The following is a 24,307-nucleotide window of genomic DNA, read 5'->3' as shown; positions in this document are numbered from 1 at the left end:
CTTTGACGACCCCCTCGGGGCCCCAAGTCGTGCCTAGACCAGGGTCATTCGATTGTCGCGCGTCAGGTACCTGGAAGCGTCGGGATAGCGGCGCCGCGCTCCAGCTAACCGAGGGGCCCGGCACCCACGGCTTCCAGATGCGCCTATTCCGGGGCGGTACCTGCCGCAAGGGCGGCACCGACGATCCGAGCTGCTGCATCGCCCGCGGCGAGGGCGTAGTCCGGCTCTGACCGAACAAGAACCTCGATGATGGTGCCGTCGTAGAGCAGAAGTAGCTGCTGCGCATGCAGTGGCGCCTGCGACGCGCCGCTTGCCTCCAGATGCTCACGGAAGAGGTCCTCGACGGCTTCCTTGTGACCTGCCGCGATCTCGAGCGCCGGATGGCCAGGCTCGCTCCGAAGCTCGGCCACTGTCCTGAGGAACAGGCAGCCCTTCCACTCCTGCGACTGAACACGTTGATGAAGGGCGAGGAAGAAACCTCTAACCCGCTGCTGCAGGTCGCCGTCGCCGGTCAATGTCCGCCGGAGCATCGCGAGCGTCGGCGCATGCCGGCTCTCGAGATACGCGGCGACCAATTCATCCTTGGATTTGAAGTGATAGTAGAGCGTGCGCTTGGTCACGCCCGCCTCGGCGGCAATGGCGTCGACCCCGACCTTACGAATGCCCTCGGCATAGAAAAGCCTGTCTGCCGCCTCGACGATGACCTCGCGGGTTTGACGGGGTGCTCGTTGCATGCTGTCATTATACCGGTCGGTATACATAGAACAACCTTCGGCTGGCCCGTGCGTGGGCCAGCTGAATTTTTCGCTGCTTATGTATACCGCCCGGTAAGGCGACATCGGAGACTTGTCATGTCATCCAAGCGCTCTGGCAACTGGTCTGGTCTTGGAGCGATCGGTGCGGTCATCGCCTGTGGCTGCCTCATATCGCTCATAACGTTCGGTGTGAGATCAATCTTTGGCCTGTTCACCGATCCCGTCTCCGGCACGCATGGCTGGAGTCGCGAGGTGTTTGCCCTGGCGATCGCCCTGCAAAACCTGTTCTGGGGTATCGCTCAGCCCTTCGCCGGCGCTCTTGTCGACCGCTTCGGGGCCGCGCGGGTCCTCGCGGCAGGTGGGGCGTTATATGCGCTGGGCGTTGCCACGATGGCGTTCGCGAGCACCCCGATGGACCTGCACCTTGGAGCCGGGGTCCTTGTGGGTGTGGGCATGGGAGGTGCCTCGTTCGTCACCGTGCTTGGCGCGTTGGGGAGAATCGTGCCCGAGTCGCACCGCTCCTGGGCCCTTGGGCTCGCGACGGCCGCCGGTTCGCTGGGCCAGTTCGTCTTCGCGCCGCTTGGCCAGGGGTTCATCGGCGCATACGGCTGGCAGCAGGCCACGCTCCTCCTGGCGGCAATGACCTGCCTCGTGCCGCTGCTGGCGCTAGGGTTCCGCGGTCGGGCTCAATCCGCGAACCAGAGCCTGAACCAGGAGCTGGACCTCGGGATCAAGTGGGCTCTGCGCTCGGCGCTCAAGCACGGGAGCTACTGGTTGCTGCTTTTCGGGTTCTTCGTGTGCGGCTTCCAGCTCGCCTTCATGATGGTCCATCTGCCTCCCTATCTCACCGACCTTGACGTCAGCGGCTCGGTGATCGGGTGGGCGCTTGCTCTCATCGGACTGGCCAATATCGTTGGTTCGTATGGGTCCGGCCTGCTCGGAAGCAGGCACAGCAAGCGCGCAATCCTTTCGTTCATCTATTTCGGACGCGCCGCCTTGATCACCTGGTTCGTCCTCACGCCCCCAAGTGCTCCCAGCGTGCTGTTGTTCTCCGTCGTTGTGGGACTGCTTTGGCTGTCAACGGTGCCCGCCACGTCGGGGCTGGTCGCCGTCATGTTCGGCACCCGATACATGGGCACGCTATTCGGACTCGTGTTCTTCACACATCAGCTCGGATCATTCGCGGGTGTGTGGCTAGGTGGAGCGCTTTTTGAGCTCACGGGGGACTACGGGCTCATCTGGTGGCTCGTGGTCGGATTGGGGGTCTTCGCTGGCCTCGTGCACTTGCCGATCGTTGAAAAGCGCGCCCGGGCGTTCGAGGTGCCTCAACCCAATCTCTCGGGTGAGCCCTCAACTTAGATGCTGCTGGTGGGGCAAGCCATTATGCGTGCCGCGGGGAGCGAGTCCATACATAGGTTGTGCAAGGCGCAGCCGCGCGACAGCCAGCCGCAGGTCAGTGTGGCGTGCCGCGTGACCTAACTCGCCAGCGGGCGGCTGACTCAGTCACGATCATCGCCCTACCTCGTGTTCACGCTGCGCCCGAAGGGCGCTCAGCCGCTCACGGGTGTGACCGATCTCGGCGAACGCGCTGTCCAGGGCCGCGGTAGTCGCCTCCTTTTCCGCTTGGAGTCGCTCGACCATCGCCGCGAGCTCGCGGGGCTCGGACGAGTCGTCGGCATCCCGAGCGGTCAGTGCCCCGCATTCCTCCATCGGCACGAGCGCCGCAACCACGCGGTCGTGCTTGCCCAAGACGTAACGATGATCCTGCGCAACGCGGTCCAGCAGGCGGCTCCAGCGCACCTTTTCGTCGTAGCTCTGGATGACGTCTTCGTCGACTTGGTTCACCGGGGCATTGCCGCGCTTTCAGATAGACCGGATAACCGGTTCAACGCGTCACCCTACGCGTGGGCGGCACCTGTCTGAGCGCGAAGCAGGGGGGCGGACCTGTTCAAACGAATAGGTCCACCTCCGATAGGCCGCTAGACCCGATTTCCCAATGCATGGCGGGCGGCCGGGCTGCGTACGACCCCGCGGTTCGATGCCTAGGGTGCGGGAGGAAGGCCAGATGGCTGTCGGGGCCGGGTGGCCCGGCCGCCATGCCGTCACTCTTTGGTCGGAGTCGGCTCCCAGTGGTGGTGCAGGTCACCGCCACCGGGAGCCGAGCGGCCTCATGCAATGCTATCCACCACGCCGCCGTCCACGCGCAGGGCGGCCCCCGTGGTGGCCGATGCCTGCTCTGAGACCGCATACACGATCATGTTCGCGACCTCCTCGGGCGTTGCGGCGCGCTGGATGATTGAGGAGGGGCGGTGCTCCATGACGAAGTCCCGGCTGACCTCCTCCGCCGAGCGACCGGTTCGCTCGATCTCCTCGTTCAGCATGGCGGTCACGCCCTCGGATAGGGTGGGCCCCGGGAGGACGGCGTTCACGGTCACCCCGGTGCCAGCCATTCGCTTGGCGAGGCCACGGGAGACCGAGAGCATTGCGGTCTTGGTGAAGCCGTAGTGGATCATCTCCGTCGGGATGTTCAGGCCAGACTCTGAGGAGACAAAGACGATACGTCCCCAGCCGGTGTCGGCCATGGCGGGGGCGTAATGACGCGACAGCCGCACGGCCGACATGACGTTCAGCTCGAAGAAGTGCTGCCAGTCCTCGTCGGTAACGTCGAAGAAGTCCTTCGGCCCAAAAATGCCGACGTTGTTCACCAGGATGTCGGCCGAGGGCACCCGGGCGGTGAGTGCGGCGCAGCCCTCGGCCGTCGAGAGGTCTGCGGCCACGCCCCAGAGGTTCTCCGGGGGCGCCTGATGCGAGAGGCGCTCGAGCGCGGCATCGACGGACTCCGTGTGGCGGCCGTTGATGATCACCTGTGCGCCAGCGTTGGCGAGGCCAACGGCGGTCGCGAATCCGATACCGTGGGTCGAGCCGGTTACGAGCGCGGTGTGGTTCGTGAGATCAATGCGCATGGTGCCAAAGCTCCTGTTGTCACTGAGTGGTCGGCTGCTCGCCGAATAGCGCTTGCTCTGTGAACGTCTCGGCGATCGCCCTGTTCCCCTCATCGCCCGGGTGGAGATGATCACCGGAGTCGAACTCCGGTCTCAGCCGCTCCGGCTTCGCGGGGTCGCGAAGAACGCGGTCGAGGTCCACGACGGCATCGAAGACCTCGCTCTCCCGAAGCCACTGGTTGATTTCCCGACGCAGGCGGTTCTTGTCTGCCGAGTAGTAGTCATCGAGCGGTGAGCCCTCGAGGGCACCCTTGAACGGGGGCAGTGTGGCGCCGACCACCCGAATGCCGTGCGTGTGCGCCCGTTCGACGAGCTGGGTGTACCCGGCGGTCAGCTCTGCAAGCGTTGGCCGTGAGCTATACGGAGCGAAGGCTGTGCCGGGCCAGCTGATGTCGTTGATGCCGATGAGCACTACAGCCGTGGTGACGCCCGGCGGGGCAAGCACGTCGCGGCGAAGACGTGCGAGCGCATTCTCTCCCATGCCATCGGTGAGCAGGCGGGCGCCCGAGATTCCGGCGTTGATCACGGCGACATCGCGCGGGGCCAATCGCTCTGCGAGGAAGTCGGGCCATCGGGCGTTGGCATCCGTGGTTGCGCCATTGCCGTCCGTGATGGAGTCACCGACTGCAACCACCGCACCGCGGGCCTTCGGCGCCTCGACGAGAACGGCGCTGAGCAGGACACGAGTCGTGGTTGTGCGGGCTTCGTCGAGGTGGTTCTCGCGCACCTGCTGGCCGGGTGCGATGTAGCTCGTGCGCCTGGCATCCCAGTGGAACGTGTTGATGGGGGTCGGTTCGGGCACGTGAAGTGTCACCGCGAGCATCGACAGGGGCTCGACGGGCAGGTCGACCGGATCACTAACCAATGGCGCCCCGGGCGGAATGGTGGCCCTTCGCCTGCCGCCAAAGGTGACTGAGCGCGCCGAGCCGGGGAGGATGGCGTCCCGACCGGCGCTGATCGCCACGCTTGCGTCCGCAATAGGCAGCGGTCGCTCGCCGTAGGCGTTCGACAGGACGATGCGGAGGCGCTCGCCGCCGATGCTCACCCGCAGCGGCTGGCGGATCGTGTGGTTGTGTAGTGCCTCTGGCACGCCGGCCGGCAGGACGAAGTCGCTTTCCCAGCGTGCCTGCGGGCTCGCGCTCCACGTCGTCACCAAGTGCGGGGAAGGTTGCGCCGCTGCCGTGAGTGAGCCAGTGGCGCCGAGCACTGAAAGCATCACCAGCGCTGCTACGAGGATCCGATGGTTGTGGCGCAGGCGTAGCGTGGTTGATGGGCGCTGCATGAGTGTCTCCTTGTTGCCGATGCACCGCGACGCGGTGTCGTAAGGGTCGAGCGCTACTCGACCGGACCCGTTGGTGGACAGGTTCGTGGCAGGCCGCGTCGGTCGAGGGCGGTGCGCTCGGCATAAAACGCCAGCGCGATGGCTAGTAACGGGAGGACCGCGGCGACCCACGGAAGGGCCCGGAGTCCCGGACCATGGTCAACGACGACGCCTCCCAGCCAGGCGCCAAAAGCATTGCCGAGGTTGAAGGCAGCGATGTTCACGCTCGCGGCAAGGCTCTGCCCGGCTCCTTCCGCCTTGGCAAGAACCCACATCTGAAGCGGGGGCACCGTTGCAAAGCCCGCCGCGCCGAGAAGACCAACGGCGAGCACTGCTGTGCCCGGGTTTGGTAGGGCCAGGCGCATGACGGCCAACACCATGGCGAGCAGCAGCAACGTGCCAGTAACCGTTTCGAACAGCCGCTTATCCGCGAAGCGCCCACCGAGCAGATTCCCGGCCACCAGGCCAAGGCCGAACAGGAGAAGAATCGGCGAGAGCGCCGCCTCGGCGACGCCCGTCAGCCGGGTGAGAAGCGGTGCGATGTAGGTGAATACGGTGAAGACACCGGCATACCCAAGCACGGTCGTCGCCATCCCGAGCACGACGGCAGGTCTGAGAAACACCCGCGCCGCCGCAGCTGCACCCGCATCGGGTACGTCCTCCGTTACGTCCGGCACCAGGGCTGCAATCACCCCCAGCGCGAGCGCACCCACCACCGCTATGGCCACGAAGGTGGCACGCCAGCCGAGCTCGTGGCCGAGCCAGGTGCCAAACGGCACGCCGAGGATGTTGGCAAGGGTGAGACCTGTGAACATGACCGCGATTGCGGTTGCTCGCCGGTCGAGCGGCACAAGCCGAGTGGCGAGAACCGAGCCAATCCCGAAGTAGGTGCCATGGGCGAGCGCCGTTATCACGCGGGCAAGCATCAGGGAGACGTAATCCGGTGCGAGGGCGCAGGCGGCGTTGCCGAGCGTGAAGATGATCATGAGCGCGAGCAGGACCCGCTTGCTGCGCCAGCGGCTCATCAGGTACGTGAGTAGCGGTGCGCCAACGACGACCCCGAGCGCGTACCCGGAGACGAGCAGCCCGGCCGCGGAGACGGAGACGCTGAGCGATTCGCTCACGGGCAGAAGCAGGCCCATGATCACGAACTCCGTAACCCCGATTCCGAACGCTCCGGCGGTGAGCGCGATAACAGCAGGTGGCACTGCGACAGCCCTCCAGCAGCTCGACCGAATGGGGCGCACTGTGAAGGGGCGTGCGGCTTTGCCATAGTCGTGACATTGGCAATTCAGTTTTGAGTTGAAATCACTATGCCGCGCCCGTTGGTCAACCGGTTCGGGGAGATGGCGGTGTTCGTGCGCGTCGTCGAGAGGCGGGGGTTCTCGGCGGCCGCACGTGACTTCGACATGACGCCGTCCGCGGTCAGTCGCCTGATCGCGCGCCTGGAGGATCGGCTGGGTGTGCGGTTACTGAGCCGCTCAACCCGTGGGGTGCGTGTCACGCAGGAGGGACACGATTTCTACGAGCGCGCGGTGCAGTTGCTCGCGGACCTCGAGGACGCGGAGAGTGTAGGCAGCTCGGCTACGGCAGCACGGGGACGCCTGCGCATTAGCGCCAATGTGCCCTTCGGGCACCACTTCCTCATTCCGCTGCTGCCGGAGTTCACAGCGCAGTACCCGCAGGTGAAACCTGAGCTGTGGCTTTCCGACGAGATCGTCGACCTGGTGGGAGAGCACACGGATGTCGCCATCCGCGCCGGACCACTGAAGAGCTCGCGCCTTGTCGCCCGCCGGCTGGGGGAGACACGGCTGAAGATCGTGGCCTCACCCGTTTATTTGCGGGCTCATGGCACGCCGCGCGTGCCCGATGAACTCGAGCACCACGTCCGGGTGGGCTTTGCCTACCCAAGGGTCGCGGAAGCCTGGCCCTTGCGGAGTCGAGATGGCGTGCAAGAGTACCTGCCGCGGCCAGCAGTACTCGCGGGCGACGGTGAGTCCGTGCGGCATCTGGCGATCAAGGGGCTCGGACTCGCCAGACTTGCAGAGTTCCAGGTGGCCGACGATCTCAGGGACGGCAGGCTCGTCGAGGTCCTGCCCGCTTACGATTCGGGCGATACAGAGGCCGTCCACGCGATCTACGAAGGCCGACGGGCTTACCTGCCGGCACGTGCCAGAGCGCTGATTGATTTTCTCGCCGCCCGGGTGCGATTCGAAGAGAGCGAGTGACTCGCTCGCCCACGCGTGGCGGCGGTTGTTCGGCTTTAATCCGGCGCGGGAGTTCGGGCTGATACGAGAAGGCCGGGGCGATTCCGCTCGACGCATGCACTCGGCGCTCGCAGGACCTATGGGTTGGCCAGTGCGCGCCGGAACGGTGCGCTGCACCCGCACGCACGTTGGACAGGGGCGGTCGGCCAGCACCGTCTTGCACTATGCAACAGGTGACTCGTTGCGGAGCGAGTCATTGGCTTGCGCCGTGGCAGTACCTTTGCCAATGACCTGGTGCCTGTCCCACGCGGGGCTCGGTGCATTGAACTCTTGACGCTGATGGGCACCACGGCTTTCCTGTCGCGTTAACGCAGCTTGCGCAATGAGCGCGGCGACCTCACTCATTGCCGCCAGGGCGCCGTTCGCTTCAGCAGTCTCACGGAGCGCCCTAAATTGCGCCTGAACCTGCTCGAGGCCGTGCCGATCCCGTATCACCCCGACGTGGGTATCCATCAGGTGTCGCAGACGTAGCACCGAGGATCCCGTCATCGCGCTCCGTGTCACGAGCTGGGCGGAGTGCTCCGGGGTGGGTGGCAGAGGCGTCCCCCGTGCGAGGCCCGTTCGGCTGCGAATGTCCTCGGCGGCCCACCCCGCATAGGCGAGCGCTTCGAGGAGGGAGTTACTCGCGAGTCGATTGGCTCCGTGCAGACCCGTCGATGCGACCTCTCCAATGGCCCACAGACCGGGGACGTTGGTTGCCCCGTGGTCATCGGTTTGAACACCCCCCATGTGGTAGTGGGCCGCCGGGCGCACTGGGATCGGCTGGTTGACGGGATCGATGCCAGCGGCCTGGCAGAGACCGGCGACCCCGGGAAAGCGTTGTAGGAATTGCCGGCCGAGCGAATCGCGCGTATCCAGGAAGATCCGGCGCCCCTGCTCACGCTGCCGCGACAGTGTCCGAGCGACTACATCGCGTGGCGCGAGATCACCACCCGGGACGCCGGCCATGACGGGCGTCCCCGCTTCGTCCACGAGCACGCCTCCCTCCCCGCGGATTGCTTCACTGGCCAGAGGCAAGGGCCTTCCGGTGTTCGCGTTGCCGGGGAGGTCCAAAGCAGTGGGATGAAACTGCACGAATTCGAGATCCCGCAGCAAGGCGCCGGCGCGTAGCGCCAGGCGCAGCCCACTGCCCCAGTTCCCGGGCGGGTTCGTGGTCGACGCATACAGCGCCGCGGCACCGCCTGTTGCGAGGACGACGGCCCTCGCGCTCACGGGAAAAATCGAGGTGCCTCGCTGAGCGACAACGCCTCTGGCACCACTGTCATCGACCAACAGATCAACGACCTGTGTGTCCTCCATGACGGTTATGCCAGGCGTTGTGCGAACCTGCGCCTCCAGGGTGCGCATCAACTCGGCGCCGGTCTGATCGCCACCCGCATGGAGAATGCGGGAGTGTTGGTGAGCACCTTCGCGGGTCAGGGCCGGCCGGCCGTCGTCTGCAAGGTCAAAGCGCACCCCCGAATCCCAGAGCCAGCCGATACACCTTTGCGCCTCGTGCGCCACGCGCTTTGCCACGCGGTCGTCAGATAGGCCTGCCCCCGCCGCAACCGTATCTGCCGCATGTCCTTCCGGGTTGTCCCCGTCGTCCATAGCGCACGCGATTCCGCCCTGAGCCCAGCACGTGGACCCGGAGCGGCCAAGTCGCCCGCTCGTGATCAGCAGCACAGGAACGGGTGCGAGGCGAAGAGCCGCCGAGAGACCGGCCAGCCCGCTGCCCGCAATGATTACGCGGTCATGGTTGCTGCTCATTGCCTCGATACCCGGGGCTTGGAATCGCCTGCGGAAGGGGTGGCTACTTCCGCATTACCAGGGCCAGGTCAGGCTCCCTTGTGTTGGTGTCGGTGACCTTATGAATGCATTGAGCATAAGTATCGCAGGGACTATGTCAATGCGGGATTCCGACCTCGTTTGCGCCGGGGTTACCCTCAACAAAGTTGGTCGTACACCCCGCTCGGGGTCGAACCTTGCGTACGACGCGCTTTGGACGAATCGCAGACCGAGTCCGCCCATTGGGCGAGTCGAGACCTGCTACGTCCTTGTTGGATAACGACCTTTCGACTGAACCTCGTCTCTCAGGTCACCCGCAGGAGGTAGTCGGGTAACTGCGGTTCCGGGAAGACGGAAAGCGCTTTTAGCCTTTGCCGGGTGCGCTCAGCGGCGGCCTCGAGGTGGGACTCGAGGCTAAGGGCGGCAGCGCCCGCATCCTTGCGGAGCAGGTGGGCAATCACGCACGCATGTTCGGCGAGCGCTGGGCTCTCCTTTGCGCGGCCCACCACCATGTAGAAGACATTGTTCACGACCAGAGGCAGCTGGCTGTGGCGGATAATCCCGCGCATCCGGTCGTTGTCGTGGAAGCGCAGACAGCGTTCGTGGAGGTCGCGTTCGATCTCCCGCAGCAGAGAGACCGAGGGCTCCGCCGAGCCATTCATCGCCTGATCAAGGCGTCGCTGCATGGCGCGCAACTCATCATCGCCGAGCTTGGGTGCCGAACCCCGCAATGCCACGGGCTCAAGCACCCGCCTTATCTCGTAATCCTCACGCATCGCCCGGGCGGTGAGCGGCCCGACGACCCAGTGACCGCTGCTGTCCTTGCCCACGATGCGCCGGTCCCTCAAGCGCATGAGGACCTCGCGCGCCACGGTGCGACTGACACCGTAATGAGTCGCCAGCTCAATGGCCTGGACGCGGAACTGCCCGAATGCCATGGCCGTTGCGAGCACCTGCTGGACATCGTCCTGAATCCGGTCAGCGAGTGCCCGCGAGTCGACGGTGATGCGCGTGTCCGTTTCAAGCCCGAGCACGCGGGCATCAAGGCGCTGGCGAATGGGCTCTGCGCTTGCGCTGGTGCCAGCGAGGTAGCCGCGTCCCTCGAAGCGCTGGAGTAGTCCCTGGTCGTGCAGTTCCTTCAAGGCGCGGCGCACAGGGGCGCGACTGGTACCAAAGATATCGGCCACCGGCTTCTCGATGATCACCAGTCCCTGCGGTACCCGCCCACTGCGGATGGATGCCTCAAGCGCATCGCGTATGACCTGATACCGAGGTACGGCAGACCCGGCGTTCTCGTGGCGCGGCACCCCGCGGCCGTGTTGTTGCCCGCTCACGCAGAAGCTCCTTCCCGATGGCATCTCGTGTTTTCGACTTCCGTCAGTCTATATCCATTCGTCACCGCATCTATAAATGACGGTTGCATACGGTAGTCATTGTTGTATGCTTCCGGCCGTAGGTCGTCGGCCCAGCCAGGTCGACCGTGCGAGGAGAGGTCCGATGCGGCACGCTGAAAAGGCCAGCATCCCGTCGCGATACACGGTCACGCGAGCGGGCGTTATCGAGATGCTCGCGGGCCGCCTGCAGCGCGGCGATGTCACCCCGGGTGATCTGTTGACACGGACCCTGGCGATGACTCGGGAGCCGGCGCTCGAGGCCGTGTTCCTGGAACTGTGCGAGGAACGGGCTGACCGCGAGGCAAGGGCCAGCGCGGGGCGTCACCGTCGCGGGCGGCCTTTGGGGTTGCTGGATGGCATCCCGGTGGCGTGGAAGGACTTGTTCGACATGGCCGGCCTGCGCACCACGGCGGGATCGCGGCTTCGACTCGATTCCGAGCCAGCGCGAGAGGATGCCGAAGCCGTTCAACGCCTCGCGGCTGCGGGCACGGTTTCGGTCGGCAAGACAAACCTTTCCGAGCTGGCCTTCAGCGGACTCGGGCTCAACCCGCACTTCGGCACGCCCGCGAACCCGTGGTCGACAGAGCAGACCCGAATTCCGGGCGGTTCCTCCTCCGGCGCGGCGGTCGCGGTCGCAACGGGCGCTGTGCCGTTTGCAATCGGTACCGATACGTCCGGCTCGGTTCGCGTGCCTGCAGCGTTCACAGGGCTGGTTGGCTTCAAGCCGACAGCCGGGCGCTATCCCCAGGGTGGTGTGTATCCGCTGTCGCGCACGCTCGATCGAGTGGGCCCCCTCGCGCCCAGCGTGCGCGATGCGTTTTTGCTCGACCAGGCCTTGCGAGGCCGACGACCGTCTTCGCCCGCAACGCCGGCGTTGCGCGGTGTGCGGGTCGTCGTGCCCGAAGACCCGGTGGTCGACGACGCCGACGCGGAAGTGCGCGCCGTCTTCACCCGCGCCGTTGAGGCACTCCGTGAAGGGGGTGCGCGCATAAGCCGAATGGAAATGCCGAGCCTGCAGCAGGCCCGGGCCGCCATGCGCCAGTACGGCAGTATTACGGCGGCGGAGGCCTACGCCTTTCATCGGCACGCGCTCGAGCGCACCGGTCGCGCCGTCATGGACCCACTGGTGGTCATGCGGCTCTACGAGGGGCGCAACATGAGTGCTGCAGACCTCGCAACACTGCATTGTGTGGCCGGGGAGGCGCAGCGCTCGCTGCGTCATGAGCTTGCAGGGGCGCTGCTCCTGATTCCAACCGTGCCGTGCCTCGCTCCCCTCGCCACCCCCATCGCGGAGGATCTGGATCGCGCGCATCGCGCCAATCGGCGCGTGCTCGCGAATACTGTTCTAGGGAGCTTTCTGGATCTCCCTGGCGTGGCCATCCCATGTGGTCTCAACGCCGAGCATCGCCTTCCCGTCAGCTGCCTGCTCTGTGGCGCCAGCGGCGAGGATGCTCGTGTCCTCGCGACCGCCCTGGCCATCGAGGACGCGCTTGATGACGCAGGTCTCTGGCACTCGCCTGCAGGCAGGTTTCTCTCCGAGGAGTTGTAGAGATGGCAAAGCGAATTCTTTGTGCCTATGGGGTCGATTTCGACGCCGTTGCTGGATGGCTTGGGACCTATGGTGGCGAGGACTCGCCGTGCGACATCTCGCGAGGCCTCTTCGCCGGCGAGGTCGGGGCGCCTCGGCTGCTCAAGCTCTTTCGCCGGTACGGCATCCGAGCCAGCTGGTTCATCCCCGGCCACTCGATCGAGACATTCCCTGACCAGTTGGCGGCGATCGCGGCCGCGGGCCACGAGGTCGGGCTTCACGGCTACAGCCACGAGAACCCGCTTGCGATGACGCGCGAGCAGGAGGCGGCCGTGCTCGATCGCTGTATCAGCCTGATCGAGGAGCACTGTGGCAGCCGGCCCGTGGGGCACGCGGCGCCGTGGTGGGAGTTCAGCAACGCCACCGCCGAGCTCCTCCTGGAGCGCGGCATTCGCTACGACCACAGCCTCATGCACCGGGACTTCCAGCCCTATTACGTTCGCACTGGCGATCGGTGGACCAAGATCGACTACAGCCAGCCCGCCGAGGCCTGGATGCATCCCCTGAAGCGGGGGGAGGAGACCGATCTCGTCGAGATCCCCGCCAACTGGCAGCTGGATGATCAGGTGCCAATGATGTTCGTCAAGGCGATGGCGAACAGCCACGGGTTCATCACGCCCCGCCAAGTCGAAGAGGTCTGGCGCGAGCAATTCGACTGGGTCTACCGGGAATGTGATTACGCCGTGTTCCCGATGACCATCCACCCTGACGTCTCGGGCCGCCCGCAGGTCCTGCTGATGCAGGAGCGGCTCATTCAGTACATGTCGAGCCACCCCGGCGTCGAGTTCTGCACGCTTGCCGAGATCGCTGACGACTTCGCGCAGCGCTTCCCCCGTGCTGCCGGCAAGTCTTCGCAAGAGTCGGCCTTCGATGCCCGTGGCGCCACGCAGGTGCCCTCGGATCGGGCCACTCAGAGCATGGAGGCTTGAGCGTGTCCGCCCGGAGTACAGCGTCAGCAGCCCAGGGTCGAGCCCCCGCCGTGCACGCGAGCCCCGTTCGGCTACGGGTGCTTGGGACCTCGGTGAGCCTCCTTGAGCCCATCCGCGAACGTGCGGCCGCCGATCTCGGGATCGAGCTCGAGTACATCATCCACGACGGCACCACCGCGCAGCGGATCGCCGCGCTCGAGCCGGAGGCCTTCGACATCTACGACCAGTGGTTCCACAACGTGGACCTCATCTGGCCGACCCGTTCCATCCAACCTATCGAGCTTGCGCGCATAGAGCGTTGGGACGAGGTCAATGCACTGCCCAAGGACGGGCGTCTGTCCGCGGAGGCGCCGAGAGCGCCCGGCGGCAACCCGGCCGACCGCCTTTACGTACAGCACAACGGGGAGCTCGGAGCGAACGAGGCCAGCCAGATCAGCATGCTGCCAACGGTCCACAACGCGGACTCGTTTGCTTACCTGCTGCCGCGCGACCAACTCGAGCCCCTTAGCTGGGCCGCGCTGCTGGATTCGGCGAATGCTGGCGCCATTGCCCTGCAAAGCGATGCCGCGATTGGCGCCCTGGACGCGGTGCTTGCCGTGCAGGCGGCGGGGCTCTGTGCGTTCGATGATCCCGGAAATCTCACCGTTGAGGAGATCGATGAGCTCGTCGAGCAGCTCATCCGCTTCAAGCGCGCCGGCCACTTCCAGCGATTCTGGGCCACCGAGGCGGAGGCCGCCGAGCTGCTCACCAGCGGTGCCGCCAATATCGCGAGCATGTGGTGGCAGGGGTTCGTGCGTCTGCGCCGGGCCGGGGTGCCCGTGCGCATGGCAACGCCGCGTGAGGGCTATCGGGGCTGGTATGGGGGCCTCGCCCTCTCGCGCTGCCTCGAGGGCCGAGCGCTTGATGCGGCCTACGAGTACCTGAACTGGTGGCTTTGCGGGTACGCCGGTGCCGTCATGGCGCGCAACGGCGCCTACATGTCGAACCCGGCGTCGGTGCGTCCATTCCTCTCCGAAGCGGAGTGGGCGTACTGGTACGAGGGCAAGCCCGCGAGCGAGGACCTGGTCGATCCCTACGGCGAGCGCATCGTGCGTGAGGGCGAATCCCACGAGGGCGGTGGCTACGAGCGTCGCATGAGCCGGGTGATCGTCTGGGACTCGGTCATGGATGAACACAACTACCTGGTCCGCCGGTGGGCGGATCTGCTGAAGAGCTGATTGTAAGGCCTGCTTGAGGGGCGAGGAGGAGTAACCGTTATGTATAACGACACTAGCCATAACCCGCACACCAGTGGCGTGAGTCGCCGGCGTTTTCTGCAATGGGGGCTTGCCGCCGGGGCGGCGGCAATGCTTCCGCCAGGAATTGCCCGTGCACGCAATGAACTGACTCTGCTGTCCTGGTACGGGCACGCCGAGCCGGAGGTGGTCGGCGCCTTTGAGGAGCGGTTCAACGTCAGGGTGCGCTCGAAGTACTACGTCGGTGGTGACCAGATGCTGGCGCTGCTCGCGCAGTCGCCCCCCGGCACGTATGACGTGATCCTCACTGATGCCGAGTTCGTGCAGCAGCTGCGCGTCGCCGGCTACATCCAGACGCTGCAGCCCTCGGACTATCCCTTCGACGACTACTTTCCGGAGTTTCAGCAATATCCGGCCCACTGGCACGACGGGGATCTCTACTCGGTCATGCTGCGGTTCGGCTATCTGGGGCTGTCCTACAACCGCGATGTGCTGAGCGAGCAGGAGGCAAGTAGCTACGGCGTGATGTGGGCGGACAAGCTCAAGGGGCTTGTCGGCCACTTCGACTGGTACCTGCCGAACTACGGCTGCATCAGTCTCCTTGAGGGCAACCGTTCCCCCTTCGACATCAGCGATGCCGCGTGGCGGGCCGTTCATGAGCGGACGATGTCGTTGAAGCCCCAGGTGGCGGGCTTCTTCGACTACGGAGGCGTGCTCGCCTCGCTGCGCTCGGGGCAGGTCGCCGCGGTGCCCGGGATCGGGGACTGGATCACCGGCGTGCTCCAGCGCGACGGGGCCAACGTGACAACCGCGATTCCCGAGGAGGGCGGGCTGCAGTGGACGGAATCCCTCTCAATCGCCCGTGGTGCCCGCAACCCGGAGCTCGCGAAGCGCTTCATTCAGTACATGACCTCGCCGGAAGGCCAGGTTCGCAGTGCAACCATGCGCGCCTACCCCGCACTGCTGCCAACGCGAACGGGCTGGCAGGAGCTCAATCGGGTCAACCCCGAGGAGGCCCGTCGCCAGGGAATGGTGTTCGACGGGCGAAACGCGCTGAGCCTTCTGCGCGAGGGTCGAATTACACCCCGGCGTTTGCCCGTTCAGCAGAGCATCGAGACGTGGAACGAGGCCTGGTCTGAATACAAGAACGCCTGAACGGGCAAGGGTGCGTCGCCCGGCTCTTCTCGCCGGGCGGCGTCTCATACCAGGAGGAGACAGCGATGAACTCACTCCCCCACAGTGCGCGGGCCTTGCCTGCTGCTCCGGGGCGCCGGAGGCGACTCGTACTCGGCCACCGAGCGAGCCGGGGTGTCTATGCCGCGGTCTGGTCGCTACCCCTTGCGCTCTGGCAGACGCTGTTCTTCGTACTGCCACTAGGCTTCCTGCTGGTGCTCACGTTCTGGGTCGTCCAGAACTACCGGCTTCAGCCCGACTTCAGCCTGGTTAACTGGATAGACGTCCTGGGCGGGGCGTCATTCTGGAAGACCTACTTCCGGACAGTTGCCCTGGCCCTCGGCTCGGCCTTGGTCGCCACGGTGATTGCGTTCCCATGCGCGTATGCGCTCGCCTTTACCGTCTCGCCCGCGGTGAGGCGCCTGGGTGTGCTGCTGCTCGTCACCCCGTTTTTCACGAGCTACCTCGTCCGGGTGTACTCCTGGATGTCGATTCTCTCCGACCACGGCGCACTCAACGCGGTGTTGAAAAGCCTCGGTGTCGGTGCGATCAGCGTGCTGAACTCCGCCGCGGGGACCCTGGTGGGCTACCTCACCCTCTGCCTGCCGCTCGCGATACTCATCCAGCTGATGAGCCTTGCGAACGTCGACCGTTCGTTGATCGAGGCGGCCCACAACCTCCGATGTCCGAGGTGGCGGACCGTGTTCTCGGTGATCATTCCCTCCGCGCGCGTGGGTATCGTGGTTGCGGCGGTGTTCACCTTCATCCTCTCCTTCGGTGACTTTGTCAGCCCCACCTATCTCGGCGGCGGCAATCCGCCGACGCTTAGCATTCTGATCACCGACTTCACCAAGTCCGGCCAGCAGTGGCCGCGGGCGGCGGTGGTGGCGATCACCATGATCGTGACGCTACTTGCGGCTGTCTCGCTCGCGCTCGGCTTCGCCTACAGAGGGAGGGGGGTCCGATGAGCTCCACCCAAAAACTGGCCCGTGCCTCACTGTGGTTTTACGTCCTGCTCGTCTACGGATTCGTTTTCGCTCCGATCCTCGCGAGTTTCGTCTTCTCGCTCAACGCGGATCGTTTCCCGACCCTTCCTCTGGCCGGGCTGTCGTTCGAGTGGTATCGCGAAATACTGAATGATCCCGGCGTGTGGACGGCGTTTGGCAACAGCGTGAAGGTTGCGCTGGTATCGGGATCGGTGGCGACCTTCCTTGGCTTTGGTGCGGCCTACACCGATTACCGCTTCAACTTCGTCGGCAAGAAGGTGTACCTCGCCCTCGCGCTTTTGCCGCCAACCGTGCCGCTGGTGATCTTCGGCCTTGCGATGCTCGCGTTCCTCTCGCGGGTCTCCCTTGCCGGCTACCTGCACTCGGTGATGATCTCCCACATCGTGCTGTGCACGCCGTTTGCGATGGCGCTTATCCGCATTCGCCTGGCCCAGATGGATCCCGCGCTCGAGGAGGCGGCATGGAACCTTGGCGCCAGTCGCTGGCGAGCGATGGCGAGTGTCGTGCTGCCCTTCGCCGCGCCTGCGGTGATCTCCGCGTGGTGCCTGACCATGGCGGTTTCGTTCGACGAGTTCGCCATCGCCTGGTTTGTCTCCGGCCTCAACGAGACGGTGCCAGTGGTTGTGCTGCAGACGCTTCAGGGCACCGTGAGCCCACGCATCAACGCCATCGGCAGCCTTGTTTTCAGCCTTTCAATTCTGCTCGTGGTGATCGCGCAGGTGGTCTACATGCGCAGCGGGCGGCAGGCCCGGACGGCCCAATGACGGTCGGCGAGGGTCGCGCGTGGCGGCGCCAATGCCGGGAGGAATCCGAAATGAATACGTGCTTCGTTGATATTGAATCGGTGACCAAGCGTTTCGGCACCACTGCCGTGGTCGATGACATCAGCCTTGGCATCGAGAACGGCGAGTTCCTCGCGATCATGGGAAGTAGCGGCTGCGGAAAGACAACGCTGCTGCGCATGATCGCGGGGCTTGAGACACCCAGCGCCGGGAGCATTCGAATTGCGGGCAAGCCAATGAACGGGGTCTCGGCTTGCGACCGCGAGGCCCCGCTCGTGTGGCAGTCGCTCGCCTTGTTCCCGTTCCTCACGGTCGTGGAAAACGTCGAGTTCGGCCTGCGGATGCGTGGCGTGGCCAAGGCCGAGCGCAGGCGCCGTGCGCTCCAGTGGCTTGAGCGCATGGAGATTGCGCACCTCGCCGAGCGTGGGATCGAGCAACTGTCCGGGGGACAGAAGCAGCGCGTGGCACTGGCGCGGGCGCTGGTAACCGAGCCGCCCATGCTGCTCCTCGATGAGCCGTTCAGCGCACTGGATGCGAGTCTCACGGTGCGCATGCAAGGCGTCATAAGCCGGCTGCAGCGCGAGCTTGGGATTACCTTCATTCTCGTCACCCACAGCCACTCCGAGGCCTTCGCGCTCGCGGACCGCGTGGTGATCATGAACGAGGGGCGAATCGAGCAGATCGGCCGCCCGCGCGAGGTCTATGAGCGCCCACGCTCACGGTTCGTCGCCGAATTCCTCGGGGCGAACAACATCTTCTCCGGCACCGTTCGCCGCGTGGAGGACGAGGTCGTCACAGTCGAGACAGCGGACGGTGTCTTCGACGTGACCCGTGCTTCGGAGCTCAACCCGCAAACCGGCTCGAACGTGGATCTCATCGTCTCTGCCGACCAGATGGAGCTTGCCATGGAGGGGGACGGTGTCGCCTGCCGCCTCGTCGGCGAGGAGTTCATCGGCGCCAACGTCAACCTGCACCTGGAGACGCCGGCCGGCACCACCCTGGTCGTGCAGACCCCGCGGCAGGCGCTGGATGCCCTGAGTCCCCAAGTCGGTGATGAGTACGTCGCGCGATGGCAGTCGAGCAATGCGCACCTTGTTGCGGCGGCTTGACCACGCAGCGTCCACCCGCGGCGTGCCTCTGGCAACGAGAAGACTGAACAGGATGGCAGCGGATGAATACCGAGTACGCCTATGCGCCGAGTGAGCCGGATGGCTTCAACAACACCATTACGCAGCCCATCTCGCCGGATGGCATACCGGAACTTGCGCGGGACTATCGGGTGCCGGCGCGGGAGGGGCGGGCTGTTCGCCTCGACGTGGGCCAGCGGCTCACGATTGTGAACCCGAGCGGCACGCAGGTCTGCGATTTCTGGGCCTTCAATGCGAGGGATCCGCGGGAGTTCCTCTCAATGGAGCATCTGCGAACCGCGCTCGGGAGAACCATTCCGCGCGTAGGGGATGCCTTGGTCAGCAATCGCAGACGGGCGTTGCTCACGATCATCGAGGACTCGTCCCCCGGGATCCATGACACGCTTATCGCGGCCTGTGACCTCGAGAGATATCGCGAGCTCGGTGTGGCGGACTACCACGACAACTGCACCGACAATCTGCGAATGGCGCTCATGGCAATCGGGATGTCCGCGCCGGAAATACCGAGCCCCTTCAATATCTGGATGAACGTACCGGTGGATTCGAACGGGACGTTCGACTGGCTGCCGCCGGTCGCCAGGCCGGGCGACGCCGTCTCTCTTCGCGCGGAAGTCGCGTGCATCGCCGTGATGTCCGCCTGCCCACAGGACATCACCAAGGTAAACGGTTCGGAAGCCGAGCCGAGCGAGCTGCGCTTTCGGGTGGACTGAGGGAAATGCCGGTCAGTCGCTCCCGACCGGCGCCATGCGGACGAGGTGTATCGGCCAGCGCATGCAACAGGGAGGTGAGCGCCAGCGTGCTCAAGTTGGACAGGACTACCTTTCCCCGGATCGATTACACCCGGGAGTAGGCATAGGGGAACCGACAGCATTCAGCTAGGGTATTGAAAATTTCTTGGCAGGCTTTTCAATAGCCTCCCATGCTCAGGCTCTGGGTTTAGGAGGCTTTTTCTTTGGCCAGCCAGAAATCCGGCTCAGACTCTCGAAAGGTTCGCGTCTCGGGGGCGGTTGAAGGCATCAAGATAAACCACTGCAAGAACCCGGTCTGTGAAAATTTTGGCGCTCCAGTACTTAATCGGGGCAAGGATCCCAACTGTGGCCCCGTCGAGGCTAACCCGCAGCCGCGGATAGGCGAAAAGGCCAAATCTACCCCGTCCTCGGTTCGCTGCAAGGTCTGCGGCAAGACGCCGGCTGTAGCGCGCTTGCGGAGCGCCGCTCCTGGACCGAGCAGGTCGTGAAGGTGCTGCTGAACTCGATGCCCATCAATCGACTGATCGGGATCTTCCCGATCCGGCCGCAGAGGGCCTATGACATCATAGACCGCGCCTACCAGGCGTGCCTGGGCATCGCCGCGGAGCGTGAGACCCTTCTGCGGGCCGTCGTGTCTATGGAGCTGCTCTCCGGGCATTCCTTCCTGGGGCACTTAAAATATGACGCGCGCTCCGACGTCACGCAGGTCAATGAGATCGCCATGTTGCCGGGCGACCCCCTGATGCCTGATATCTGGCGGCGCTTCCCGAACTACTGACTCCTCGCCGACTGCTCCGTGGGCATCTTTCGGGCGCGCAAGGATGGCATTCCCCGAGAGGCGCTTTCCGAGCCCCAGAAAGAGCCTCTGGCGCACGTGCGGCGCAACTAGCGCCGGGGCTCCCTTAAGCGCCGGCATGCCGAGTCGCCGAGAGATCAGTCTGACCCTTGGACGAATCTCCCCGACGACGGCTCGCAAACGTGGGATGGGTGCCTCCTCTACGCTCACTTCAACCTGCTCCGTCTTTGGCTGAAGGACTTCGATGAGGCGCACTTCTTGGTCGACCAAGAGAGCGGCCTACAGACTGTTGACATAGCCGCCGCCAGCGACTGCGTGATCCCGAGCTGAAGCCATCTCTTCCACGTCAAAGTGAAGGCTGCGCCGACGCGCGAAGAGCGAGAGGCGGCGGGTCCGAATCGAAAGGGAAGAGGTGAGCTTCGCGCGCGGCCAATGCGAGCTGCTAGAGCTCGCGCTGCAGGCGCATTACCGGCAACAGGGTCACTGGCACGATCGCGGGACGCCGCACCGGTGGGGCACTAGCGGGGCCTTCAAGAAGCACCTCTCTCATCAGGTCGCCCTTCCAATGCAGGTTCTGGGGCATGTGGCGCAGATACTCCTGCACTGCTCGCTGCTGCCGACCGAGCGCTTTCTCCACCGCGCCCGAGGTCGGCCGTCACCGCGTGAATGCGTCGTCCCAACGCCGGCCGGCGATCGCCGTATCTGGACCGGGCGGGCGCCCTATAACCCGAAGGTGATCATCAAGCCCCTGGAGCCTCTCACGCTTTGCTCGTACTGCTACGAGGCGCCCAACCGCAACTGTGGCAACACGCCTGCCATGCTGTTGGGGCTTGCCCGCGGGCCGGCAGAGCTGCGCAAACTATTGGAGAAACGCGCTTGAACTTCTGCATTGATAGGTAGGGCCTGCGCCAAACACGTGTTGACAAACGGTCGACTTGTCGACAGGATGGACCTATGAAAATGGTGCGGTCCAAACCCGAGTCAACCTCGAAAGAGTCTCAGGTCATAGGTATCCGCGTGCCTGTTGATCTCGCCAGAGCGTTTAAGTCCGAGGCTGCCATGCGGGGGCTAAGGTTAAACGAACTTTTCGAGAAGATGTGGTCTGATTACCAGAAGTCTCGTGATAGGCTAACTGAATGACAGGCATCCACTCAGAAGAACATCTCGGACGTGTCGCAGCCGAACTTCATTCGATGAAGGGGGATGATGGATCGGAATCCCTTCTCGCCCTGCAGAGACAGATCGTTGGCGGCCAAGACCCTCTTGGGGATGCCTTTTGCGCCATTCGTTCTCCTGAGTTTCGACGGGGGGCCGGGGCCACGTACACACCATGGCCGATTATCGACTCGATGTTGCGGTGGGCGCGAAACAACGCTTCTCCTGCTCGCGTTGTGGATCCTGGCGCGGGCTCCGGGCGCTTTGCGCTTAAGGCGGCCGACGTTTTCCCTAAAGCAAGCATAGTTGCCATAGAGTCGGACCCGCTTGCTGTACAGATTCTTCGAGCAAATGTCGCGGCAGTCGGACTGGAAGACCGAATCGCTGTCATTGAAGATGATTACAGACAGACCAGGCTTCCAAAAATTGACGGACAAACGCTGTTCATTGGGAATCCACCGTATGTCCGACACCACAACATTGCCGAAGAATGGAAAGAGTGGTTCGCCCGCAGTGCGGCCGTATACGGCGTAAAAGCGAGCAAGCTCGCCGGGCTGCACCTCCACTTCTACCTGCGGACGCTTCAATTGGCCCGGCACGGCGATGTTGGAGCATTCATCACTTCGTCGGAGTGGCTGGATGTGAATTACGGCGACTTTTTGCGCCAGCTCCTGAGCCGGGACTTGGGCGGCGTTGCGTTGCATGTGCTCGATCCGAAGGCCTTGCCCTTCGCTGACGCGACTACAACGGGCGCCATAACCTGCTTTAAGGTTGGGCAGAAAGCGGACAAGTTCCGTGTTCGCAATGTAGGCTCAGCAGCAAAACTCAACGGACTATCCGGCGGACGGGGTGTCTCCTGGGAAAAGCTTATTGGTGCCGACCGTTGGTCCATGATCATACGGCCCAGCCCTAGGCCACCCGCCGGCTTCGTGCAGCTTGGCGAGATTTGCCGTGTGCACCGGGGGCAGGTGACTGGCGGAAACCGTGTCTGGGTTGGAGGTGACGCGGCCCCCCAAGTACCCGAGCGTTTTCTCACACCCGCGGTTACGAGGGCCAAGGAGCTGATCAGCGCCGGAAACGACCTAGTGGACGCGCGTGGTCTAAAACGAATCATTGACCTTCCTCAAGACCTCAGCGAGTTGGATGCTGAAGAGCGCAGGATGGTGATGCGGTTTCTGCGCTGGGCAAAGCAGCAGGGCGCCCACCAGTCGTACATCGCACGACATCGCCCCGCTTGGTGGTCTGTCGGTTTAAAGCCGCCGGCGCCAATTCTATGCACCTACATGGCTAGACGCCCACCCGCCTTTGTACGCAATCAGTGCGGGGCGAGACACATAAATATTGCTCATGGCCTGTATCCTAGGGAAAACCTTTCTAACGAGGCTCTTGACGCGATCGCTGCGTTCCTTAGGGATAACGTATGTATCCATTCCGGGCGCACATACGCCGGAGGCCTTACCAAATTTGAGCCCAAGGAGCTCGAGCGAATTGCTATTCCACCGATAGAGCAACTGACGGCATGATCAAGCCGCCCAGATGGAGCGATGCTGACCTCAAGGCCGAGGTCGAACAAGCTATAGCGCTATTCCGCCATGAACGTCTCGATGAGCCGGTTGAGGTGTGGCGCAAGACCTTTGATGCGCATGATGCTCAGTTTCGGACGCTTTTCGAGAAGCATGGCGCCCACGATCTCAAGAGCATGACTGCGGATCAGGTAGTCAGTATTTTCGAGGACAATCTCGGCGACGCCTTACGGTACCTTGCTGGCCCACCGATTTCAGAAGACGACCTGAAGGTCCTTGCGGATGCTTCATTGGCGCCAAGCAGGCTCAAGCAGGATGACCAAGCCGCTGAGCGCATTCTCAGCACAATTGTTCAGGCGCTTGACTCCAAGCGATTCCCCTGGGTGGCTGAAAACCGCGAACCGACCGACGCCGAAAAACGCGCCGCAGTCCTAACATCTGCCGCATTGATTACCGCGCAGCGCGTCTCGACGTTGCGACGTAATGACGGAAAAAACAAGCAGGAGGGAGGTGTCAAAGAGTTTCTGCGTGGCATCGGGTTCCAGGAGATTGCGCCGCGCACCATTCGGACGCTGGCTGACGCCCCGGGTGCTGGACAGTTCTGCGGGGAGTGTCTAGTGGGATCCAGAAAAGCAGACATTCCCATCCGCCTCTATGACGGCCGTCTTATGCCGGTTGAGTGCAAAGTCTCCAACAGTTCAACAAACAGTGTTAAGCGCGTTAATAATGACGCTTCTGTGAAGGCGGGGATATGGCGACGCGAACTCGGCGAGAATCAGGTAGTGCCGGCGGCAGTACTGTCCGGTGTGTTTAACGTGCGTAACCTAAAACAAGCTCAAGATAGTCACCTGACACTGTTTTGGGCTCACGATCTCGACAAGATGGGTGAGTTTATAGAGAAGACACGCTAAGGTTAGGTGCGAATCATACATTTGTCGTACGAAGCATGTGCCCCGGCAAAAGCGAAGCTTCCGATCCCAAGAGGTATCGGAGGCGTTTTCGCTGGGGCGAGAATAATATTCAACACCTTGCCTAAATGCCTTGAGGGGAACCGGAGCATCTCTGGAAGGACCCTGACGCCCCGCCCGGTGCGCTCTTCCCGGGTGTTGTCTCAGCGCGAACGAGACGAGGTAAACGGGCGGATGGAGTCCGGCAGTGGCAGGTGTTCCAGACGCAAGCATTCATGGATGCCAGAGCCAAGGAGTGCTTGCCCCGCACGGTAATCGAAGCCTGCGTCTGCGGCGCCATCAGCATCGAGGGCATAAACGATGCGCTCGATGCCGGCGAACGCGGCCGCCACGAGACATAGCGCACAGGGCTCAGCGGAGGCGAAGAGCGTTGCTCCGGTGAGCCGCGTGCGAGAGATCTCGCGGCACGCCTCCCGGATGGCCATGATCTCCGCGTGGGCCGTGGGATCATTATTCAGTACTACCGTGTTACCGGCCGCGCCCACCGCTTGCCCGTTCAAAACCACGACCGCGAAGAATGGCGGTGCACCGTCTCTTGCCTGGCGCTCCGCGCCCTGGATCGCGGACTCGAGCCACTGCGCATCGAGCCCTTGTGGGTCGTCCCCGGTCGACGCCGTCCCTGGCCCGGATTCGTCATGGTTCCCGGAGGTCATCCCGGTGGTTCCTCGTTGTGCTCAGCGTAAGTGCTGTTTCATCCGTCTTGGCATTGTTGCGACACCATGAGGCCATTCAAAGCGATTCTTTTTCA

22 protein-coding genes are annotated in these 24,307 nt (G+C 64.0%); 14 read left to right on the top strand and 8 right to left on the bottom strand.

The features are described from left to right. Positions 1-143: 143 nt before the first annotated feature. Positions 144-761, bottom strand: coding sequence for a TetR/AcrR family transcriptional regulator (locus LMH63_RS17330; RefSeq protein WP_199225720.1), 618 nt, complete (start codon positions 759-761; stop codon positions 144-146). A 90-nt stretch (positions 762-851) separates the two neighbouring features. On the opposite strand from LMH63_RS17330, the gene LMH63_RS17325 reads away from it, so the two are divergent. Beyond that, the gene (locus LMH63_RS17325; RefSeq protein WP_109679558.1) at positions 852-2,114 is read left to right on the top strand and encodes an MFS transporter; all 1,263 of its coding nucleotides are present in this window, start codon (positions 852-854) and stop codon (positions 2,112-2,114) included. 150 nt (positions 2,115-2,264) lie between these two features. Here LMH63_RS17325 and LMH63_RS17320 read toward each other — a convergent pair whose 3' ends face one another. The 4 genes from LMH63_RS17320 to LMH63_RS17305 form a co-directional block, all read right to left on the bottom strand. Then, positions 2,265-2,600 carry a hypothetical protein gene (locus LMH63_RS17320; protein WP_109679557.1) on the bottom strand — a complete coding sequence of 112 codons (336 nt, stop codon included), beginning with the start codon at positions 2,598-2,600 and terminating at the stop codon, positions 2,265-2,267. 323 nt (positions 2,601-2,923) lie between these two features. Next, a complete protein-coding gene (locus tag LMH63_RS17315; RefSeq protein ID WP_109679556.1) occupies positions 2,924-3,718 on the bottom strand; it encodes an SDR family NAD(P)-dependent oxidoreductase in 795 nt (264 codons plus the stop codon). 19 nt (positions 3,719-3,737) lie between these two features. Next, positions 3,738-5,039 carry an SGNH/GDSL hydrolase family protein gene (locus LMH63_RS17310; RefSeq protein WP_199225719.1) on the bottom strand — a complete coding sequence of 434 codons (1,302 nt, stop codon included), beginning with the start codon at positions 5,037-5,039 and terminating at the stop codon, positions 3,738-3,740. A gap of 53 nt (positions 5,040-5,092) precedes the next feature. Continuing rightward, entirely contained in the window at positions 5,093-6,220 is a 1,128-nt protein-coding gene (locus LMH63_RS17305) for an MFS transporter (protein ID WP_199225718.1), read from the bottom strand. 210 nt (positions 6,221-6,430) lie between these two features. Between LMH63_RS17305 and LMH63_RS17300 the strand changes: the two genes are divergently transcribed. Further along, a complete protein-coding gene (locus LMH63_RS17300) occupies positions 6,431-7,306 on the top strand; it encodes a LysR family transcriptional regulator (protein WP_199225717.1) in 876 nt (291 codons plus the stop codon). Positions 7,307-7,507: 201 nt separating this feature from the next. Here the strand turns inward: LMH63_RS17300 and LMH63_RS17295 are convergent, their stop codons facing one another. Together LMH63_RS17295 and LMH63_RS17290 are read right to left on the bottom strand one after the other, a co-directional pair. Beyond that, positions 7,508-9,094, bottom strand: coding sequence for an L-aspartate oxidase (locus tag LMH63_RS17295; RefSeq protein ID WP_109679553.1), 1,587 nt, complete (start codon positions 9,092-9,094; stop codon positions 7,508-7,510). Positions 9,095-9,417: 323 nt separating this feature from the next. Continuing rightward, positions 9,418-10,470 carry a GntR family transcriptional regulator gene (locus LMH63_RS17290; RefSeq protein WP_109679552.1) on the bottom strand — a complete coding sequence of 351 codons (1,053 nt, stop codon included), beginning with the start codon at positions 10,468-10,470 and terminating at the stop codon, positions 9,418-9,420. A gap of 139 nt (positions 10,471-10,609) precedes the next feature. Here LMH63_RS17290 and LMH63_RS17285 point away from each other — a divergent pair, with 139 nt between their 5' ends. The 12 genes from LMH63_RS17285 (at position 10,610) to LMH63_RS17230 (ending at position 23,502) form a co-directional block, all read left to right on the top strand. Further along, positions 10,610-12,055: an amidase family protein gene (locus LMH63_RS17285; protein ID WP_158280424.1), complete on the top strand. Its 1,446-nt coding sequence runs from the start codon at positions 10,610-10,612 to the stop codon at positions 12,053-12,055. A gap of 2 nt (positions 12,056-12,057) precedes the next feature. Further along, a complete protein-coding gene (locus tag LMH63_RS17280; RefSeq protein WP_109679550.1) occupies positions 12,058-13,023 on the top strand; it encodes a polysaccharide deacetylase family protein in 966 nt (321 codons plus the stop codon). Between the two features lie 50 nt (positions 13,024-13,073). Beyond that, positions 13,074-14,240: an ABC transporter substrate-binding protein gene (locus LMH63_RS17275; protein ID WP_109679549.1), complete on the top strand. Its 1,167-nt coding sequence runs from the start codon at positions 13,074-13,076 to the stop codon at positions 14,238-14,240. A gap of 39 nt (positions 14,241-14,279) precedes the next feature. After that, positions 14,280-15,413, top strand: coding sequence for a polyamine ABC transporter substrate-binding protein (locus tag LMH63_RS17270; protein WP_109679548.1), 1,134 nt, complete (start codon positions 14,280-14,282; stop codon positions 15,411-15,413). Positions 15,414-15,478: 65 nt separating this feature from the next. Beyond that, positions 15,479-16,399: an ABC transporter permease gene (locus tag LMH63_RS17265; RefSeq protein ID WP_109679547.1), complete on the top strand. Its 921-nt coding sequence runs from the start codon at positions 15,479-15,481 to the stop codon at positions 16,397-16,399. Next, positions 16,396-17,202 carry an ABC transporter permease gene (locus tag LMH63_RS17260; RefSeq protein WP_109679546.1) on the top strand — a complete coding sequence of 269 codons (807 nt, stop codon included), beginning with the start codon at positions 16,396-16,398 and terminating at the stop codon, positions 17,200-17,202. The genes LMH63_RS17265 and LMH63_RS17260 overlap by 4 nt, the downstream gene beginning before the upstream one ends. A 50-nt stretch (positions 17,203-17,252) precedes the next feature. Next, positions 17,253-18,329: an ABC transporter ATP-binding protein gene (locus LMH63_RS17255; protein ID WP_109679545.1), complete on the top strand. Its 1,077-nt coding sequence runs from the start codon at positions 17,253-17,255 to the stop codon at positions 18,327-18,329. A gap of 62 nt (positions 18,330-18,391) precedes the next feature. Next, positions 18,392-19,078, top strand: a complete 687-nt coding sequence (locus LMH63_RS17250; RefSeq protein WP_109679544.1) for a DUF1989 domain-containing protein — start codon at positions 18,392-18,394, stop codon at positions 19,076-19,078. Positions 19,079-19,601: 523 nt separating this feature from the next. Then, complete coding sequence (locus LMH63_RS17245; RefSeq protein ID WP_109679543.1) at positions 19,602-19,895, top strand: hypothetical protein; 294 nt, start codon at positions 19,602-19,604, stop codon at positions 19,893-19,895. Between the two features lie 430 nt (positions 19,896-20,325). After that, positions 20,326-20,793, top strand: a complete 468-nt coding sequence (locus LMH63_RS17240) for a hypothetical protein (protein ID WP_146205241.1) — start codon at positions 20,326-20,328, stop codon at positions 20,791-20,793. 256 nt (positions 20,794-21,049) lie between these two features. Next, positions 21,050-22,591: an Eco57I restriction-modification methylase domain-containing protein gene (locus LMH63_RS17235; RefSeq protein ID WP_109679542.1), complete on the top strand. Its 1,542-nt coding sequence runs from the start codon at positions 21,050-21,052 to the stop codon at positions 22,589-22,591. Then, positions 22,588-23,502 (top strand): XamI family restriction endonuclease, encoded by a 915-nt coding sequence (locus LMH63_RS17230; protein ID WP_109679541.1) that lies wholly within the window; start codon positions 22,588-22,590, stop codon positions 23,500-23,502. Before LMH63_RS17235 ends, LMH63_RS17230 begins: the two co-directional genes overlap by 4 nt. Before the next feature lie 200 nt (positions 23,503-23,702). On the opposite strand, the gene LMH63_RS17225 is transcribed toward LMH63_RS17230, so the two are convergent. Next, positions 23,703-24,212: a nucleoside deaminase gene (locus LMH63_RS17225; protein ID WP_109679540.1), complete on the bottom strand. Its 510-nt coding sequence runs from the start codon at positions 24,210-24,212 to the stop codon at positions 23,703-23,705. Positions 24,213-24,307 lie beyond the last annotated feature (95 nt).

Source organism: Spiribacter halobius, from assembly GCF_020883455.1.
GTDB lineage: Bacteria > Pseudomonadota > Gammaproteobacteria > Nitrococcales > Nitrococcaceae > Sediminicurvatus > Sediminicurvatus halobius.
This window is presented reverse-complemented; position numbering and strand designations above follow the sequence as displayed.

What these genes read in the sequence shown, in the direction of transcription:
- LMH63_RS17330 (WP_199225720.1), bottom strand. Translation starts at nt 761, where the DNA reads ATGTATACCGACCGGTATAATGACAGCATGCAACGAGCACCCCGTCAA.
- LMH63_RS17325 (WP_109679558.1), top strand. Translation starts at nt 852, where the DNA reads ATGTCATCCAAGCGCTCTGGCAACTGGTCTGGTCTTGGAGCGATCGGT.
- LMH63_RS17315 (WP_109679556.1), bottom strand. Translation starts at nt 3,718, where the DNA reads ATGCGCATTGATCTCACGAACCACACCGCGCTCGTAACCGGCTCGACC.
- LMH63_RS17310 (WP_199225719.1), bottom strand. Translation starts at nt 5,039, where the DNA reads ATGCAGCGCCCATCAACCACGCTACGCCTGCGCCACAACCATCGGATC.
- LMH63_RS17305 (WP_199225718.1), bottom strand. Translation starts at nt 6,220, where the DNA reads ATGGGCCTGCTTCTGCCCGTGAGCGAATCGCTCAGCGTCTCCGTCTCC.
- LMH63_RS17295 (WP_109679553.1), bottom strand. Translation starts at nt 9,094, where the DNA reads ATGAGCAGCAACCATGACCGCGTAATCATTGCGGGCAGCGGGCTGGCC.
- LMH63_RS17290 (WP_109679552.1), bottom strand. Translation starts at nt 10,470, where the DNA reads ATGCCATCGGGAAGGAGCTTCTGCGTGAGCGGGCAACAACACGGCCGC.
- LMH63_RS17285 (WP_158280424.1), top strand. Translation starts at nt 10,610, where the DNA reads ATGCGGCACGCTGAAAAGGCCAGCATCCCGTCGCGATACACGGTCACG.
- LMH63_RS17280 (WP_109679550.1), top strand. Translation starts at nt 12,058, where the DNA reads ATGGCAAAGCGAATTCTTTGTGCCTATGGGGTCGATTTCGACGCCGTT.
- LMH63_RS17270 (WP_109679548.1), top strand. Translation starts at nt 14,280, where the DNA reads ATGTATAACGACACTAGCCATAACCCGCACACCAGTGGCGTGAGTCGC.
- LMH63_RS17265 (WP_109679547.1), top strand. Translation starts at nt 15,479, where the DNA reads ATGAACTCACTCCCCCACAGTGCGCGGGCCTTGCCTGCTGCTCCGGGG.
- LMH63_RS17260 (WP_109679546.1), top strand. Translation starts at nt 16,396, where the DNA reads ATGAGCTCCACCCAAAAACTGGCCCGTGCCTCACTGTGGTTTTACGTC.
- LMH63_RS17255 (WP_109679545.1), top strand. Translation starts at nt 17,253, where the DNA reads ATGAATACGTGCTTCGTTGATATTGAATCGGTGACCAAGCGTTTCGGC.
- LMH63_RS17250 (WP_109679544.1), top strand. Translation starts at nt 18,392, where the DNA reads ATGAATACCGAGTACGCCTATGCGCCGAGTGAGCCGGATGGCTTCAAC.
- LMH63_RS17235 (WP_109679542.1), top strand. Translation starts at nt 21,050, where the DNA reads ATGACAGGCATCCACTCAGAAGAACATCTCGGACGTGTCGCAGCCGAA.
- LMH63_RS17230 (WP_109679541.1), top strand. Translation starts at nt 22,588, where the DNA reads ATGATCAAGCCGCCCAGATGGAGCGATGCTGACCTCAAGGCCGAGGTC.
- LMH63_RS17225 (WP_109679540.1), bottom strand. Translation starts at nt 24,212, where the DNA reads ATGACCTCCGGGAACCATGACGAATCCGGGCCAGGGACGGCGTCGACC.